The organism is Mitsuaria sp. WAJ17, from assembly GCF_014174515.1.
Lineage (GTDB): Bacteria > Pseudomonadota > Gammaproteobacteria > Burkholderiales > Burkholderiaceae_C > Roseateles_B.
The window spans coordinates 20,457-37,246 of record NZ_JACJUG010000029.1 but is presented as its reverse complement, the minus strand read 5'-3'; the positions used below and the strand labels follow the sequence as shown (position 1 = coordinate 37,246).

General features: G+C 68.1%; 12 protein-coding genes. 7 read left to right on the top strand and 5 right to left on the bottom strand.

The features are described from left to right. Positions 1 to 166: 166 nt before the first annotated feature. Positions 167 to 520: an ArsC family reductase gene (locus tag H5407_RS19580; RefSeq protein ID WP_183106177.1), complete on the bottom strand. Its 354-nt coding sequence runs from the start codon at positions 518 to 520 to the stop codon at positions 167 to 169. Positions 521 to 584: 64 nt separating this feature from the next. On the opposite strand from H5407_RS19580, the gene aat reads away from it, so the two are divergent. The 3 genes from aat to H5407_RS19565 are packed head-to-tail and all read left to right on the top strand — an operon-like array spanning position 585 to position 2,714. Then, positions 585 to 1,373: a leucyl/phenylalanyl-tRNA--protein transferase gene (aat, locus tag H5407_RS19575; RefSeq protein ID WP_183106176.1), complete on the top strand. Its 789-nt coding sequence runs from the start codon at positions 585 to 587 to the stop codon at positions 1,371 to 1,373. A 22-nt stretch (positions 1,374 to 1,395) separates the two neighbouring features. Then, complete coding sequence (locus H5407_RS19570; RefSeq protein WP_183106175.1) at positions 1,396 to 2,133, top strand: arginyltransferase; 738 nt, start codon at positions 1,396 to 1,398, stop codon at positions 2,131 to 2,133. Positions 2,134 to 2,192: 59 nt separating this feature from the next. Beyond that, positions 2,193 to 2,714, top strand: a complete 522-nt coding sequence (locus H5407_RS19565) for a nuclear transport factor 2 family protein (RefSeq protein ID WP_220800691.1) — start codon at positions 2,193 to 2,195, stop codon at positions 2,712 to 2,714. A gap of 171 nt (positions 2,715 to 2,885) precedes the next feature. Here H5407_RS19565 and H5407_RS19560 read toward each other — a convergent pair whose 3' ends face one another. After that, positions 2,886 to 3,101, bottom strand: coding sequence for a putative motility protein (locus H5407_RS19560; RefSeq protein WP_183106174.1), 216 nt, complete (start codon positions 3,099 to 3,101; stop codon positions 2,886 to 2,888). Positions 3,102 to 3,635: 534 nt separating this feature from the next. On the opposite strand from H5407_RS19560, the gene H5407_RS19555 reads away from it, so the two are divergent. From H5407_RS19555 to H5407_RS19545, 3 genes are all read left to right on the top strand, one after another. Beyond that, positions 3,636 to 5,330, top strand: coding sequence for a glycoside hydrolase family 19 protein (locus H5407_RS19555; RefSeq protein WP_220800690.1), 1,695 nt, complete (start codon positions 3,636 to 3,638; stop codon positions 5,328 to 5,330). Positions 5,331 to 5,466: 136 nt separating this feature from the next. After that, positions 5,467 to 8,604: a chitinase C-terminal domain-containing protein gene (locus H5407_RS19550; RefSeq protein ID WP_183106173.1), complete on the top strand. Its 3,138-nt coding sequence runs from the start codon at positions 5,467 to 5,469 to the stop codon at positions 8,602 to 8,604. A 91-nt stretch (positions 8,605 to 8,695) separates the two neighbouring features. Continuing rightward, positions 8,696 to 10,720 (top strand): glycosyl hydrolase family 18 protein, encoded by a 2,025-nt coding sequence (locus H5407_RS19545; protein WP_310737673.1) that lies wholly within the window; start codon positions 8,696 to 8,698, stop codon positions 10,718 to 10,720. Between the two features lie 331 nt (positions 10,721 to 11,051). On the opposite strand, the gene H5407_RS19540 is transcribed toward H5407_RS19545, so the two are convergent. Continuing rightward, positions 11,052 to 12,206: an NAD(P)/FAD-dependent oxidoreductase gene (locus H5407_RS19540; RefSeq protein WP_183106171.1), complete on the bottom strand. Its 1,155-nt coding sequence runs from the start codon at positions 12,204 to 12,206 to the stop codon at positions 11,052 to 11,054. A 396-nt stretch (positions 12,207 to 12,602) separates the two neighbouring features. Between H5407_RS19540 and H5407_RS19535 the strand changes: the two genes are divergently transcribed. Further along, complete coding sequence (locus H5407_RS19535) at positions 12,603 to 13,550, top strand: response regulator (RefSeq protein ID WP_183106170.1); 948 nt, start codon at positions 12,603 to 12,605, stop codon at positions 13,548 to 13,550. 36 nt (positions 13,551 to 13,586) lie between these two features. Here H5407_RS19535 and H5407_RS19530 read toward each other — a convergent pair whose 3' ends face one another. After that, positions 13,587 to 15,872 carry an AAA family ATPase gene (locus H5407_RS19530; RefSeq protein ID WP_183106169.1) on the bottom strand — a complete coding sequence of 762 codons (2,286 nt, stop codon included), beginning with the start codon at positions 15,870 to 15,872 and terminating at the stop codon, positions 13,587 to 13,589. A 44-nt stretch (positions 15,873 to 15,916) separates the two neighbouring features. Next, positions 15,917 to 16,729 carry an NUDIX hydrolase family protein gene (locus H5407_RS19525; RefSeq protein ID WP_183106168.1) on the bottom strand — a complete coding sequence of 271 codons (813 nt, stop codon included), beginning with the start codon at positions 16,727 to 16,729 and terminating at the stop codon, positions 15,917 to 15,919. Positions 16,730 to 16,790: the final 61 nt, after the last annotated feature.

Sequence of the window (16,790 nt, the reverse complement as noted above, 5' to 3'; positions counted from 1 at the left end):
GACGGGCCGCACCAGCGCGGCCCGTCGCGCACCAGGAACGCAAGAACAGTGCCCAGCTTGGGGCGCGACGAGCCGCCCACGCAAGCACCAACCCAGTGCGACCGGACCTCCAGAACGCCCCAGCTTGGCGCATGACGCCCCGCTACGCACCAAGTCCGGACGGCCCTCAGCCCCGGCGCAGGGCCTCGAACTGCTCCGGCTTGAAGCCCAGACTCAGTCGGCCGTCACCCCAGTCGACCAGCGGGCGCTTGATCACGCTGGGCTGGGCCAGCATCAGGACGCGGGCGGACGGGCCATCCACCACGCCCGCGCGCAGGGCCTCGTCCAGCTTGCGCCAGGTGGTGCCGCTGCGGTTGACCAAGGGCTCCCAGCCCAGAGCGGCCTGCCACTGCGACAGCAGGGCTTCAGGCACACCGGCCTTCTTGTAATCGTGGAATTCATGGGGCAGCCCCTGCGCGTCCAGCCAGCTGCGGGCCTTCTTGACGGTGTCACAGTTGGCAATGCCGTAGACCTTGATCATCTGATCCTCTCTTGAACGTATGGCGAGTCCGGGCCGTCCGCCGGGCAGCGGCTACCATGGGCCCATGATCCCCTGGCTGGCCCCCGATTCCCTGGATTTTCCCCCGGCCTCGCAGGCCCTGGGCCCCGGCTCGGAAGCGCCGGGCCTGTTGGCCGCTGGCGGTGACCTCTCCCCGGAGCGCCTCAAGGCCGCCTACTCGCTGGGCATCTTTCCCTGGTACGGCCGCGGCCAGCCCATCCTGTGGTGGAGCCCGGACCCGCGCATGGTGCTGCAGACCCGCCACTTCAAGCTCTCACGCTCCCTGCGCAAGACCCTGCAGCGATTCCGCCAGACCCCCGGCTGCGAGATCCGGGTGGACAGCGCCACGGCCGAGGTCCTGCGCGCCTGCGCCAGCAGCCCGCGCGAGGGCCAGAGCGGCACCTGGATCCTGCCCGAGATGCAGGCTGCCTACCAGGAGCTGGCCCGCCAGGGCGTGGTGCACAGCGTCGAGACCTGGATGGATGGGGAGCTCGCGGGTGGGCTCTACGGCGTCAACATCGGCCGCATGTTCTTTGGCGAGTCCATGTTCATGCGCCGCACCGACGCCTCCAAGATCGCCCTGGCCGCCCTGGTCTGCCTATGCAGGCACCATGGCATCCCCTGGATCGATTGCCAGCAGAACACCCGCCACCTGGCCTCCCTGGGCGCCTTCGAGCTGCCCCGCGAGGCCTTCGAGGCCCATCTGCGAGCCAAGGTCGTTGAGGAGGCGCCGCGCGATTGGACCTATCATGCAGGCCTCTGGGACTTGCTGGACCTGCCGGCCCAGCCTGCGCCCTCCGTCCACCCGGCCCCCTCACCAGGCCCGACCGACTGACCCTTTAGCCCCTGCCGCCACCGTGACGCATCCCAAGGAACTCCCGCTGGCCGAGCTGCAGTTCTACGCGACGGCGCCCTACCCCTGCAGCTACCTGCCGCAGCGCCTGGCGCGCTCGCAGGTGGCCACGCCCAGCCACCTCATCCATGCGGACGCCTACTCCGGCCTCGTGGAAGCCGGTTTCCGCCGCAGCGGCATGTTCACCTACCGGCCCTTTTGCGAGGGCTGCCAGGCCTGCGTGCCGATGCGCATCCCCGTGGCGGACTTCAAGCCCTCGCGCAGCCAGCGCCGCGCCTGGCAGCAGCACGAGGGTCTGCAGGCGCGGGTGATGCGCCTGGGCTTCTCCGAGGAGCATTACCAGCTCTACCTGCGCTACCAGGCCGGCCGTCACAGCGGGGGCGGCATGGACCACGACAGCGTGGACCAATACACCCAGTTCCTGCTCCAGTCCCGCATCAACTCCCGCCTGGTGGAGTTCCGCGAGCCGCGGCCGGATGGCAGCGCGGTGCTCAAGATGGTGTCCATCCTGGACATCCTCACCGACGGCCTCTCCGCGGTCTACACCTTCTACGAGCCCGAGCCCGGCACCAGCTACGGCAGCTACAACGTGCTGTGGCAGATCGAGCAGGCACGGCAGCTGCAGCTGTCCCACCTCTACCTCGGCTACTGGATCGCCGAAAGCCCCAAGATGGCCTACAAGGCGAGGTTCCTGCCGCATGAGCTGCTGGAGCAGGGGCGGTGGAAGCGGGTGGAGCGATAGAGGGTGGGCGCGATGAAACCTCTGGCATCCGGGACTGCCCCGGCGCAGGATCAAGCGTCGTGAACACGCCGTCTCGCATGTGCCATGCGGCGCTCCTCGCCTTTGCCTTGATGGCGAGCGCTGCGGTGACGCACTCGCAGACGATTGCGCAAGGCGTCGATGGCTTGCGCTCGGGTGCCCTCTTCGACGAGCTGGCGCACATGGACAGCCTGCTGTTCGAGGCCTCCTTCGTGTCCTGCGATGCTGCCAGGGCCAACGCGATCTTCACCGATGACGTCGAGTTCTATCACGACAAGGACGGCCTCTCCACGGGCGAGCAGGTGCGCGAGAACACGCGCCGGCTCACCGCTGCCTGCCCGGCCAGCCGGGGCATCGTGCGTACCCTGGTGCCGGGCACGCTGCGGGTGTACCCGATCCAGGGCTATGGCGCCCTGCAGCTCGGCGCCCATCGCTTCGATGAACGGGGGGCGCCCACGAGCACCGTGGCGCAGTTCGTCAGCCTGTGGCGCCAGCAGGAGGGGCAATGGCGGCTGGCTCGGGTGATGAGCTTTGATCATCGATCGGTGCCTGCCGGGCCGTGAAAGCACCACGGACGCGGCCCGCACGCGATGGCCGACGTGGGGTCAGGTCTTGCCTTCTTAGTTTTCGGCCAGATCAATCGGCAGATCGACCGGCTTGCGGAAGGAGCTGGAACGCGCGCACCCTGGCGAGCATCAGGGGAAATACTGCCTGCCCGCCTCCAGGCATCGGGCTCAAGCGTAGGTATTGAGCTGTCGCCCGAGCTGCCCTTCGGTGGCCAAGGCCGGCGCCTGGGGCAAGGCCGCGAGCAAGGCGGCAGCCCCGGCGGCCTGGGCATCGATGGCCTTGCGCAGCACCAGCAGGCTGGCGGCATTGCCGACCGTGCCAGGCATGCTGCTGGAGGCATCGTTGACCACGGTGGCGACGCTGGTGAAGCTGCTGATGTCCATGACGGCACTATCGGCGGTTTCTGCGCGAGCTTGAGGGCAGCTCTCACAAAAGCACGGGGCCAGGGGGTGCGATGGGGGTCCGGGCATTCGATCGCCAGGTGGGCGACAGCCACCGCTAGGTGCCGGTGGATGCGGGCGCATGCGAGGGCGGCATCAACCCACCCTTGCCGCCCCCACTCTCCCCATGCAGGGCAAACCCCTAGCCCGCCGATTCTTCCTCCCCACTGGACCCAGACCACCGCACCCCGCCTCCTGGGCGATCTGCGCATCTGGTCTCTTATTGGTCATTAACCTTACACGGGGTTACCGTGGTACTAGGTGTTTGTATCAATGTTTTTGCATAAAGTGGTATCTAAAGTGCATACCACTACAAGACTACAAGTGGTACTGGTCTGGTAGATGCGGACTGAGGGTGTTGTTGAGCTTTCGGTCTTTTCTCGGGCGCGAAGACGCCCAGCGCAGGATCAGCAGCGCACGTTGAACGCAGGAGACCCGTTCATGTTTGCAAGCGCAGTACCTCATGGCGTCCGTGCCATGGCATCCCCTTCCCGCGGCCTGTTCCGCACCTCGTCCCTCCTGAAGACCACACTCGCGGCAGTGCCGCTGGTGATGGCGGCGGGTCATGCCCAGGCCCTCAGCTGCACGGGCATCGCCGTGTGGAACAGCGCCACGGCCTACACCTCGGGCCAGCAGGTGCAGGAGTCCGGCAAGGCCTACAGCGCCAACTGGTGGACGCAGGGCCAGTCGCCCGCGGCCAACTCCGGCGCCTGGGCCGTCTGGAAGCCGCTGGGCAGCTGTGACGGCGGCGGCGGTGGTTCCGACCCCGGCAACAAGCCCCCCGTGGCCGCCTTCACCAGCAGCGTGGACCGCCTGAACCTCTCGCTGGATGCCAGTGCATCCACGGACCCGGATGGGCAGATCAGCAGCTACAAATGGACCTTCGGCGACGGCAGCAGCGCCAGCGGCGCCAAGGTGACGCACGCCTATGCGGCCTCGGGCACCTATGCCGTCAGCCTCACCGTGACCGACAACAAGGGGGCGAGCAACGCCAAGTCGCAGTCCTTCACCCTGGCCGTCGTGGTCAAGGACCCGACCACGGGCAAGTACATCCTCAAGCAATCCGACGTGCTGGCCACCGAGGCCCGGCTCACGGACACCGCCCTCTTCCGCGCCGTCAAGGCCTCCATCGCCACGCGGGACAACAGCGTGGTCACGGCCGTGGCCCCGGGCCAGGCCAGCAACCCGGAGAACGTCAAGCGCGTCGAGAAGATCCTGCCGGTCAGCCAGTGGGAGTACCTCTTCTCGCAGCGCGACAAGGCCTATACCTACACCGGCCTGCTGCAGGCCATCGCCAAGTTCTCGGGCGTCTGCATGACGTACACGGACGGCCGCGACTCCGACGCCATCTGCCGCAAGACCTTGGCCACCATGTTCGCCCACTTCACGCAGGAGACGGGCGCGCATGACCCCAACAGCGCGACGCCGCAGTGGCGCCAGGCCCTGTACTTCGTGCGCGAGGCGGGCTGCAGCGAATCGAGCTACGGCTGCCCCTACAACAACGAGTGCAATCCCACGACCTGGCAAGGCCAGACCTGGCCCTGCGGCAAGGACGCCCAGGGGCGCTACAAGCAGTACTTCGGCCGCGGCGCCAAGCAGCTCTCGTACAACTACAACTACGGCCCCTTCTCCGACGCCATGTTCGGTGACGTGAAGGTCCTGCTCAACAACCCCGAGCAGGTGGCCGACACCTGGCTGAATCTGGCCTCGGCCGTGTTCTTCTACGTCTACCCGGCCTCGCCCAAGCCCAGCATGCTGCATGTGGTGGATGGCACCTGGAAGCCCAATGCGGTCGATTCGGCCGCTGGCATCAAGCCGGGCTTCGGCGCCACGACCAACATCATCAACGGCGGCATCGAATGCGGCCAGGGCTACGAGAAGCCGCAATCCGTCAACCGCATGGCCTACTACCGTGAGCATGCGGCGGCCCTGGGCGTACCCATCCCCTCCACCGAGGAGCTGGGCTGCGCCAACCAGAAGTCCTTTGCCGTCGGCGGTGCCGGCGCCCTGGACATCTACTGGGACCAGGACTGGTCCTATCACGCGGAAATGCCCGAGGGCAAGGCCTTCGCCTGCAAGCTGGTGGGCTACCAGACCGCGTACTTCTCCCTGAAGGCCGGGGACTACCAGCGCTGCGTCGAGAAGTACTTCGACGTCATCGTGAAGCCCTGAGCACCCCCAAAAAAAACAACAGTCCCCGGGATCCCTCTCTCCCTGACCCTCCCTCCCTCACTGACTGCCGGACCCGGGCCCCGCGCCCGCGGTCCTGGCTTCGTGCACCCTTTTCACGAACCCTCAAGGAATCGCCATGCATCAACGCACGGTACTGGCGCTGCTGATCGGCAGCAGCGTCCTTCCCGCCTTCGCCTACAACTGCACCGGCGTGCAGACCTGGAGCTCCAGCGCCGTCTACACCGGCGGCGCCGTGGTCCAGCAGAGCAACCAGGCCTACCAGGCCAAGTGGTGGACCCAGAACGAGAGCCCCGCGCTCAAGTCCGGCCAGTGGGACGTCTGGAAGCAGCTCGGCGCCTGCGATGGCACCGTCAACCAGCCGCCCGTGGCCAGCTTCACCAGCAGTGCCAGCGGCCTGATCTTGAGCGTCAACGGCAGCGGCTCGACCGACCCCGACGGCAGCATCGCCAGCTACGCCTGGACCTTCGGCGACGGCAGCAGCGCCACCGGCGCCACCGCCAGCCGCACCTATGCCGCGGCCGGCACCTACACCGTCACCCTCACCGTGACCGACAACAAGGGCGCGACCAGCAGCAAGAGCCAGTCCGTGACCGTCACCAGCGGCACCGTCAACCAACCGCCCGTGGCCAGCTTCACCAGCAGCGCCAGCGGCCTGACCCTCAGCGTCAACGGCAGCGGCTCGACCGACCCCGACGGCAGCGTCGCCAGCTACGCCTGGACCTTCGGTGACGGCGGCACGGCGAGCGGCGCCACCGCCTCACGCACCTATGCCGCGGCCGGCACCTACAACGTCACCCTCACCGTGACCGACAACAAGGGCGCCACCAACAGCAAGAGCCAGTCGGTGACCGTCACCAGCGGCACGGTCAACAAGCCGCCCGTGGTGTCGATGAGCAGCCCCGGCAATGGCAGCAGCGCGACGGACGGCGCTGTGCTCACCGTCTCCGCCACCGCCTCCGACCCGGATGGCAGCGTGGCCAAGGTGGCCTTCTACGACAACGGTGTGCTGATCGCCGAAGACACGAGTGCGCCCTTCAGCATCAGCTGGACGGCCCGCGCCGGCGTGCATGACCTGACCGCCCGCGCCACCGACGACAAGGGCGCCACGGGCGACAGCAGCGCCGCCCGCGTCACCGTCAGCGGCGGCGCCACCGGCGACGAGAAGTGCCGCCCGGAAGGCCTCTACACCACGCCCGGCACCACGCCCGCCTACTGCAAGGTCTATGACGACCAGGGCCGCGAGATGATGGGCGCCGACAAGCCGCGCCGCATCATCGGCTACTTCACCAGCTGGCGCACCGGCAAGGACGGTACACCCGCCTACCTGGCCAGCAACATCCCTTGGGGCCAGCTGACGCACATCAACTACGCCTTCGCCCATGTGGACGGCGCCAACAAGCTCTCGGTGGGCAACACGGCCGACGCCAACAACGCCGCCACCGGCATGACCTGGCCCGGCGTGGCCGGTGCCGAGATGGACAGCACCCTGTCCTACAAAGGCCACTTCAACCTGCTCAGCAAGTTCAAGAAGCAGTTCCCCAAGGTCAAGACGCTCGTCTCCGTGGGAGGCTGGGCCGAGACCGGCGGCTACTTCGATGACACCGGCAAGCGCGTGGCAAGCGGCGGCTTCTACACCATGACCACCAATGCCGACGGCAGCGCCAACACCGCCGGCATCAACACCTTCGCCGACTCCGCGGTGGCCTTCCTGCGCCAGTACGGTTTCGATGGCGTGGACATCGACTACGAATACGCCACCAGCATGAAGGACGCCGGCAATCCGGACGACTTCACCATCAGCAACGCCCGCCGGGCCACGCTGATGAAGAACTTCGTGACGCTGATGCAGACCCTGCGCGCCAAGCTGGACGCCGCCGGCCAGCAGGACGCCCGCCACTACATGCTCACCGTCGCCGCGCCCGCCTCGGGCTATCTGCTGCGCGGCATGGAGACGTACCAGGTCACCAAGTACCTGGACTACGTCAACATCATGAGCTATGACCTGCACGGCGCCTGGAACCAGTTCGTGGGGCCCAATGCGGCGCTCTACGACGATGGCAAGGACTCCGAACTGGTGGCCTGGAGCTACTACACGGCTTCGCAGTACGGCCGCATCGGCTACCTGAACACGGACTGGGCCTACCACTACTTCCGCGGCGCGATGCCGGCGGGCCGCATCAACATCGGCGTGCCCTACTACACCCGTGGCTGGAAGGACGTGAACGGCGGCACCAACGGCCTCTGGGGTACGGCTGCCCAGGCCGACCAGACCAAGTGCCCTCCGGGCACGGGCGGCGGCACGGTGCAGAAGTGCGGCGCTGGCGCCATCGGCCTGGACAACGTCTGGCATGACCTGGACATCAACGGCAAGGAAGTGCCGGCCGGCTCCAACCCCCTGTGGCACACCTTGAACCTGGCAGCCGGCAAGAGCGGCAGCTACATCGGCGCCTATGGCCTGAACCCGGCGACCAACCCGCAGGACCAGTTCGTCGGCACCTACACCCGCTACTACGACGGCACGCTTGTCGCGCCCTGGCTGTGGAACGCCACCAAGAAGGTCTTCCTGTCCATCGAGGACGAGCAGTCCCTGGGCGTCAAGGCCCAGTACGTGGCGGACCGCGGCATCGGCGGCGTGATGTTCTGGGAACTGGCCGGCGACTATGCCTACGACAACGCCAAGGCCGAGTACGGCATGGGCAGCACGCTCACGAACCTGCTCTACAACAAGTTCAAGACCGCCGCGCCCTATGGCAACCGCCTGACCAGCGCGACCATGCCCGCCGAGGCCATCGACGTGCAGTTCAGCATCGGCGGCTTTGCCCTGGGCGATGCCAACTACCCCATCAACCCCACGCTCACCCTCACCAACAAGAGCAGCCAGACCCTGCCGGGCGGCACGGATTTCAGCTTCGACATCCCCACGGCCATCCCGGCCTCGCTGACCGACCAGAGCGGCTTCGGCCTCAAGGTGGTCACCGACGGCTCCAATGCCGCAGGCAATAACGTCGGCGGCCTGAAGAACGACTTCCACCGCGCGGCCTTCAAGCTCCCCAGCTGGCAGAGCCTGGCCCCCGGCGCCAGCGTGGCCATCAAGCTGAACTACTACCTGCCCATGCCCACGCCCAGCAACTGGATCGTGAGCTTCGGCGGCAAGAGCTACGCCCTGCAGCAGGAAGCACGGCGCGCCACGAGCAACGTCACTCTCAATGCCCTCAAGGCCGCCGTCAGCCGCGGTCGGGCCCAGCAGCCCTGACCGGGGCGATCCAGGGATCCTGAAGCAGTCCGGGCCTGCCGCTCTTCCTCCGGCGGCGGGCCCTCCCCCTCGACCTCTCTCTTCTACGCTCATGAAACATTCGTTCAAACTCATCGCCCTGGCCGCCGCACTCGCCGCCGGCAGCGCCCAGGCCTACAACTGCACCGGCGTGCAGACCTGGAGTTCCAGCGCCGTCTACACCGGTGGCTCCGTCGTACAGCAGAACAGTCAGGCCTACCAGGCCAAGTGGTGGACCCAGAACGAGAGCCCCGCGCTCAAATCCGGCCAGTGGGATGTCTGGAAGCAGCTCGGCGCCTGCGACGGCGGCAACACCGACACCACCCCGCCCAGCGTGCCCGCCGGCCTGGCCGCCAGCGGCGTCACCGCCAGCAGCATCACGCTGAGCTGGGCCGCCTCCACCGATGCCGGCAGCGGCGTGGCGGGCTATGACGTCTACCGCAACGGCACCCTGGTGGGCTCGCCCACCGGCACCAGCTACGTGGACAGCGGCCTGGCCGCCAACACCAGCTACAGCTACACCGTCCGCGCCCGAGACAAGGCCGGCAACGCCTCCGCCCAGAGCGCCGCGCTGAGCGCCAAGACCAGCGCAAACGGCAGCTGCACCACCACGCCCGCCACCCCCAGCGGTCTGAGCGCGCCGTCCAAGTCCAGCACCGGCGTGAACCTGGCCTGGAACGCTGTGCCCGCCGGCCCCAACTGCACGGTGCAGTACCGCGTACTGCAAGGTTCGGCCCAAGCAGCGCAAGGCCCGGCCACCACGGCCAGCGTCAATGGCCTGACGCCTGACACCGACTACAGCTTCAGCGTGCAGGCCGTCAGCGAAGCCGGCGCCTCGCCCGCCTCGCCTGCCCTCACCGTTCACACCGACAAGGCCACCGTCGGCGGCAAGAACGTGCTGGGCTACTTCGCCCAGTGGGGCATCTACGACCGCAAGTACTTCGTCAAGAACATCGAGACCAGCGGCTCCGCCCCCTTGCTCACGCACATCAACTACGCCTTCGGCAACGTGCGCAACAACAAGTGCGAGGTCGGCGTCACCGTCCCCGTGAACGAGCAGACCGGCGTGGGTGGCGATGCCTTCGCGGACTACACGAAGTCCTTCGACGCCGCGAGCAGCATCGACGGCAAGGCCGACGCCTGGGACGCGCCGCTGCGCGGCAACTGGGGCCAGCTCAAGAAGCTCAAGGCCAAGTACCCGAAGCTGAAGGTGCTGATCTCGCTGGGCGGCTGGACCTACTCGCGTGGCTTCTCAGAGGCCGCCAGGCCCGAGAACCGCGCCGCCTTCGTCAAGAGCTGCGTGGACGCCTACATCAAGGGCGATCTGCCCTCGGTGGAATACGCCGGTGGCCAGGGCGCCGCGGCCGGCCTCTTTGACGGCATCGACATCGACTGGGAATACCCGGCCGCCTGCGGCCTGGCCTGTGGCAAGCCCGAGGACACGGCGAACTTCACCGGTTTGCTGGCCGAGTTCCGCAAGCAACTCGACGCCATCCGCCCGGGCCTGCTGCTGTCCATCGCCGCGCCTGCCGGTGTGGACAAGATCCGCGTGATCGAGCCGGACAAGTTCCACCCCTACGTGGACTTCATCAACGTCATGACGTACGACTTCCACGGCGGCTGGGAAGACACCACCGGCTTCCACTCGCCCCTTTATGCCAACAGCAGCGACCCAGCCACGGGTGACGTGAAGTCCTACAACACCGACGCCGCCCTGCAGGCCTTCCTGAACAAGGGCGTGCCGGCCAACAAGCTGCAGATCGGCATCGGCTTCTACGGCCGCGGCTGGACGGGTGTGGCCAACGTCAACAACGGCCTCTACCAGAAGGGCACTGCTGCCCCGGGCAAGTACGAGAAGGGCATCGAGGACTACAAGATCCTCAAGACCCTGGGCTACCCGAGCTTCGTGGACCCGCAAAGCCGCGCCCAGTGGATCTACAACGGCACGACCTTCTGGAGCTTCGATACCCCGGCCCAGATCACCGAGAAGATGAGCTACGCCAAGAACAAGGGCCTGGGCGGCGCCTTCTTCTGGGAGTTCAACGGTGATGACAGCCAGGCGACGCTGCTGAAGGCGATCAGCAACGGCTTGAAGTAAGGTGTGAGCCCCTCGCCCAGGTTCTCCCCGCTGAACGCGGGAGAACCTGATCGGTCCCCCGAGGGGACGTCAAAGCGGGCGGCCTTGAGCCGCCCGCTTTGCCATGGGGCCGGAGGGCGTTTGCCCCTCGCCCATGCTCGCCACGCTGAACGCGGGCGAGCATGGGCGGTCCCCCGGGGGGACTTCAAAGCGGGCGGCGTTGGGCCGCCCGCTTTGCCATGGGGGCCGGCTTGGGGCGGCCCGGCGCTCGGCCCTTGGGGGCTGGCGCCTCTTGCCATGCCAGAGGTGGCGGCAGGTGTCGATGCGCTCCCCCCCCTTTTTGTTTTTTCCTTTACGTCCTGTGGTGCGAAGGGGGGGCGGGATCGAGAGCCAGGCATTTGAGGACTTCCTCGGCCAGCACCAGGCAGCTGGTCAGGCCGGGGGATTCGATGCCCAGCAGGTGCACGAGGCCCGCTCGGCCATGCCGGGCGGGTCCGTCAATCTGGAAGTCAGGGGCCGGCGTGCCGGGGCGGTGGAGCTTGGGCCGCACGCCGCTGTAGGCCGGCTGCAGCGCGCCCTCGGGCAGACCCGGCCAGTAGCGGCGGATGTCGGCCTCGAAGCCCTGCATGCGCGAGGGCTCGACGGCGTAGTCCAGGAACTCGGGGGTCATGCCCTCGGGCAGCCACTGCACATCAGGCCCGAAGCGGGCCTGCCCGCCCAGGTCGAGGGTCAGGTGAACGCCCAGGCCGCCCTCCTCGGGCATGGGATAGATCAGACGCGTGAACGGGGCCCGCCCCTGCAGGCTGAAATAGCTGCCTTTGCAGAATGCCGTCGTGAGGCCCGGCGGCAGGCCCGTGCTGGCCTCGGCCAGGGCGGTGGCCCACAGGCCGGCCGCATTGACCAGCACGCGGCAGCCGAGCTCGGAGACTTCGCCGTCCGCCGAACGCACCTGCAACGCATGCAGCCCCTGCCGCGTGCTGTGCCAGCCCAGCACGCGGCTGCAAGGCAAGACCTGCCCCCCACCCGCCTCCAGGTCGGCCTGCAGTGCCAACATCAGGGCATGGCTGTCCACGATGCCGGTCGAGGGCGACAGCAAGGCGGCGTCCGCCTGCAGGGCCGGTTCCAGGGCCTGCGCCTCGGGTCCGCTGAGCCATTGCAGATCATCGACGCCATTGAGACGTGCCTGCGCCGCCAGGCCTTCCAGCGCCGCGCGCTGGGCGGGCGCCGTGGCCACCAGCAGCTTGCCGCAGCGCCGGTGCGGCACATGGCGGGCCTCGCAGAAGTCGTAGAGCAGCTGCCGGCCACGCACGCAGCAGCGAGCCTTCAGCGACCCCGTCGGGTAGTAAAGGCCGGCGTGTATCACCTCGGAATTGCGGGAGCTGATGCCCTGCCCGAGGGTGGTCTCCTGCTCCAGAACCAGGGGCTCCAGCCCATGCCGGGCCAGGGCCCGCGCCACGGCCAGTCCCACGACGCCAGCACCGATCACAAGCGCTTGTACGGTCTCCATCCGGCCATTCTGCCCCGGCCCGGAGCGCCGACTATTTCACGCAGAGACGCAAATGCTGAGGCAGGCGGGTGTTTTTCCCCACTTGGCGCGCTTGTCACCTGCATGACACTTCGTCCAGAAGCAGAGACGCGTCTGATACCAGCGAGTTCCTGCCTCAGCCAGCCGGACCCGAGATGGTCCGCCCAGGCCGCCCCCGAGGGCGCCCCGCCGATGTGGCCGACACGAGCCGCGGGGCACAGGGCGAAGGGAGGTCAGGGTCAGAAGCAGAGCAGGGCCTCAGCCCGGCCGCTGGCGCCAGGGAGACCGTCGGAGTCAGGCAGCAGCCCTGCAAAAGGGCGCTGTCGCCATGAGGGTGCCCCTGAGGCAGGAACAGGCCAGTGTATGAATGAAAAGAACATGAGCGAGGAATCCCGCCGCGTGCTGATCGTCGACGACAGCCGCGCCATCCAGGCCATCATCCGGCGCATCCTGCAGGATGGCCGGGAACTGGGCCCCCTGCAGATTCAGACCGCCAGCGACGGCGCCGAGGCGCTGGAGCGCATGCACGACTTCAAGCCGGACCTCGTGGTCTCGGACTGGCACATGCCGGGCGTCTCGGGCATCGAGATGCTGCAGACCCTGCGCCAGATCGGCCAGGGCCACGTGCCCGTGGGCTTCGTCACCACCGAGACCAATGCCCAGTGCCTCAACCAGGCCCGCAGCAACGGCGCAGCCTTCGTGGTGCACAAGCCTTTTGACGAAGCCACCCTGCGCCGCGTGGTGCACGACTCCCTCTACGGCCAGTCCGCCCTGCGTGAGCAGGCCCAGCAGCGCAAGGCGGCCGAGGTGGCCGAGCCCGCGACGGTGCTGCCCGGCGCCCTGCAGTCCCTGGGCCTGGCCCAGCAGCAGCTGCACGCCCTGCTCTGCACCCGCAGCTTCGACCTGCTCAAGTCCGACGCCCGCCATGACTTCGAGCAGTACCCGCTGCTGGTGGGCCTCTACGGCTGCACCGGCCGCAAGACGGCCTATGCCGTCGGCCTGCTGGACGCCACCGCCGTCGCCATGATCGGCGGCATGGCCCTGGCCCTGGGCAAGCAGGAGATCCTGAAGGCCATCCAGGCCCGCCAGCCCAGCGCCCGCATGGTAGAGGAAGCCAGCCGCTACCTGCGCAGCATGGCCGCCGTGCTGCACAAGCCCGGCGCCGGCAGCGAGGCCCAGCTGGGCAGCACCCGCCTGGCCCCGCAGCCCTTTGACAAGCTGCAGCAGGTGCTGCAGCAGCCCAGCGCCCGCACCGACCTGAGCCTCACCCTGCCCCTGCTGGGCAAGGAGGCGGGGACGGGGCGGCTGTGCTTCCTGCTGGTGTAGGCCGGTGCAGGAGCCCGACGGCGCAGCTGGCGGGTGCTACTGCTGGCTGTCGATGATGTCGCGCACAGCCCGCACGCGCTCGCTCTCGCTCAAGGCCAGGAAACCGTCCAGGTCAAATCGCGCAGCCACGGCATCGACAATGGGGTAGAGCTCCTCGTCCTGGTGCTTTTTGAAGTCCTGGGGATTGCCGAACAGATGGCGGGCATTCTTGCTGCTCAACCGGGCCAGGAACTTGGTCGTCAGGTAGAAAGGCGACTTCATCTTCAGCAGGCTGGTCTGCGTGGCGGTATCCGCGCGAACCATGGAGCCTTCGTCGCGGCATTCGCGGACGCGCCGCTTCACCTCGCCCAGCGTCGTGCGCCGCCACCAGGGGCGGCGCAGGGCCAGCTGCTCGGCGATTGGGTCCAGCGCATCCTCCGGCAGCTCGGGATCCTCGAAGCCCAGCGTGCGGGCGCCGATGAGGTAGAGCCCGTGCTCATCCGGTCCGTACTCGACGATGTGAGGGTCCTGCGGATGCAGGACCTCCAGCATCAGCGTCATCGGGCGCTGCGAGAAGAACCGGGCGAGCAGGCCGCGCTGGCGGGGCTGGAGCAGCTCCGTGATGTGGCGGACGTAGGCGTTCTCCGGATCTAGGCTGCCTTGCGTGTGCACCAGGAGCTCGCCACGCTTCAAGGGATGGGGGCTGATGATGCCCAGGAAGCCGTTGAGCTTGAGCGCCTCCACGACCGGCAGCGTGTCCGGGAGGTCCCGGCCGACCTCGCGCTCGCCGTAGTTGAAGACCTTGTCGAAGGGGTTGGACACCACGGTCCCCGCGGCATCCAGCACGATGCCCCTTGCCTTGATGAGGTAGGGCGACTCGTCCCAGGCGCCCAGCCAGAACACCTCCTTGGCGTACTTGTAGCTGCGCAGGAGCTTGGAGGGATCGAGGCTGCGGCGCACCAACTTGCGCGAGGTGAGAGCTTCCAGCGCCTTGGCCAGTCCGAACTGGCGTTCGGCATGCGCCTGCTGGTCATGGCTGCAGGCGCGCACGCGCAGGGCCTGGCGCACGGCCGCCTGGACGCCAACACCCGCCGCGCGCGCCGCCAGGAACTCGTCGAAGCGCAGCAGCCGCAGCTCTCCCTTCTGGTAGCCCTGGGCCTCGATGGACACGATGCAGTCCTGCTCGCTCGTCGGCGGCACATGGCCCCGGATGACGAGGTAGGCATTGAGGCCGGCACGGTGCCCGGCGGCATACAGGGCATCTGAATCCACGCCCTGCCGGAAGCCGGACTGGCCGTGCACCAGATCCTCGCGCAAGCTCAAAAATGGGTCGAAGCGATGGACGTCTCCATGCACGAAGGCCACCTTGGCGGGCTCATGCACGAGGTAGGGCGGCAATCCCCGCATGAAGGCCAGCAGGCGCTGGCGACGCTCCTCGGGCAGCTTGAGCAGGTTCATCCCGGTCTCGGCGTTGGCCCAGGAGCCCCAGCGCTCGATTCCCTCTCGCTGGGCCTGATCCACGAACTTCAGCAGCTTGGCCTCGTGGTTGCCCTGCAGGCACTGGGCGGTGCCAGCCTCGCAGCTGCGCTGCACCAGCTCCAGCAGGGGCAGGGAGTCAGGGCCTCGATCGACGAGATCGCCCAGGAACAGCAGCCGCCGCTGGGCATCGGCGTGGCGCAGGACACCGTCCCTTACCTGCCAGCCTGCCTCCGCCAGCAGCACCAGCAGGTCGTCCAGCAGGCCGTGCACATCGCTGACGACGTCCAGCTGCTCGGTGGCCACCGGCCTGGGCCGGAAGCACAGCGTCTCGCCGCCCGTGAGAAGCCGGTAGGGATGGACGGATCGTCGCTCGAATCCATCACCCTTGCCCTGCGCGGAGGCCCCGGCCTCCAGCATCTCGAGGATGCGGCTCTGGGGCACCCAGTCCGTCCGCCCGCTCATGCGACGCAGGCATTCGTCCAGCGGGGTGTCCACGATCAGCACGACGGCCTCGGCGCCGTGCGCCTGGGCATGCTCGATCCAGGCCTGGCGGTCGGCGTCCGTGAGGTTGGTGGCATCGACGACCGTGCTCAGGCCATGGCGCATGCGCTCGGCCACGATGGCCTGCGCCATGTGATAGACCACGTCATTGGCTTCCTGCCGGACCTGGGTCTGGGGCCGGCCGCCGTTGAGCACGTTCAGGGTGCCCAGCACTTGCCGCCGCAACTCGTCCATCGACACCCAGGCGCCCTCGGGCAAGCCCTGCGCCGCCTGGCGAAGGCGGGTTTTGCCCGCACCTGGCAGGCCGGACAGCACGAGCAGGGAACCGGCATTGAACGTGAGCATCGAAGAGGGAGCGGTCATGGGTGGCACAGAGATCAGCGGCTGGCGACTGTAGTCGAGATGGCTCAGCCTCCGCCCCGGGAACGAAGCCACCAGGCGCTCGCCACCGCCGCATCCGGGCTGAAATCCTGCAGGTCAATGCGCTGCGCTACCTCGGCTGGCGCCAGGCACTCGAAGGTGCTGACCTCGCCGTCCTGGTTGCGTGGCGTGAAGCCGGCAGGCAGTGCCAGTTCGAAGACATGCAGCCACTCGTCATGCCAGCCCTCGGGCTCGACGCGAGCAGTGCGCAGGCAGCCCATCAGGCGCAGCGACCCGCACAGCGTGGCGGGCACGCCGGCTTCTTCCCACAATTCGCGGCGAGCGCATTCGAACAGCGCTTCGCCCGCCGGCAGGCCGCCCGCCGCGAGGTTGTCCAGGCGGCCGGGGTCGGTGGCCTTGTGCAGAGCGCGGCGACCGCACCAGAGGGCACCGGCCGCGTCCACGCCGTTGATGTGAACGGCCTGGCTGCTGAGGCCGAAGAAGCGGTAGGCGGCGCGCTCCAGCTCGAAGAAGACGGGGCCGTCGGCCGGCTGTCCAATGCCCCCCGGGCCAGGCAGTTGGCAGCGATAGCGCTCGCCGCGCCAGCCTCGCACCCAGCCGGCCTCGCGCAGGCGCTGGGCAAGGTCCGCGAGCCAGGCCGTGCGTGCCGCCGCATCGCCCGCACCACTGCGCACCGACCATGTGTGTGAACCCGCCAGCGCCTCGCCCAGGCCCCAGTCCGCCAGCAGCCCTTGATGCGCCGGGGCCAGCCAGCCCAGGGCCTGGCCGTCGAGCGAGAGACGCCACCAGTCGTCGGGCGGCCGTGCTGGGCCCACAGTCGATGCGGCGGCTGCTTGCACGGCGGAGCTCCTGGTCTGACCTTCCATCACAGGGCAGCAGCATGCCACAGCAGGCGCCCCC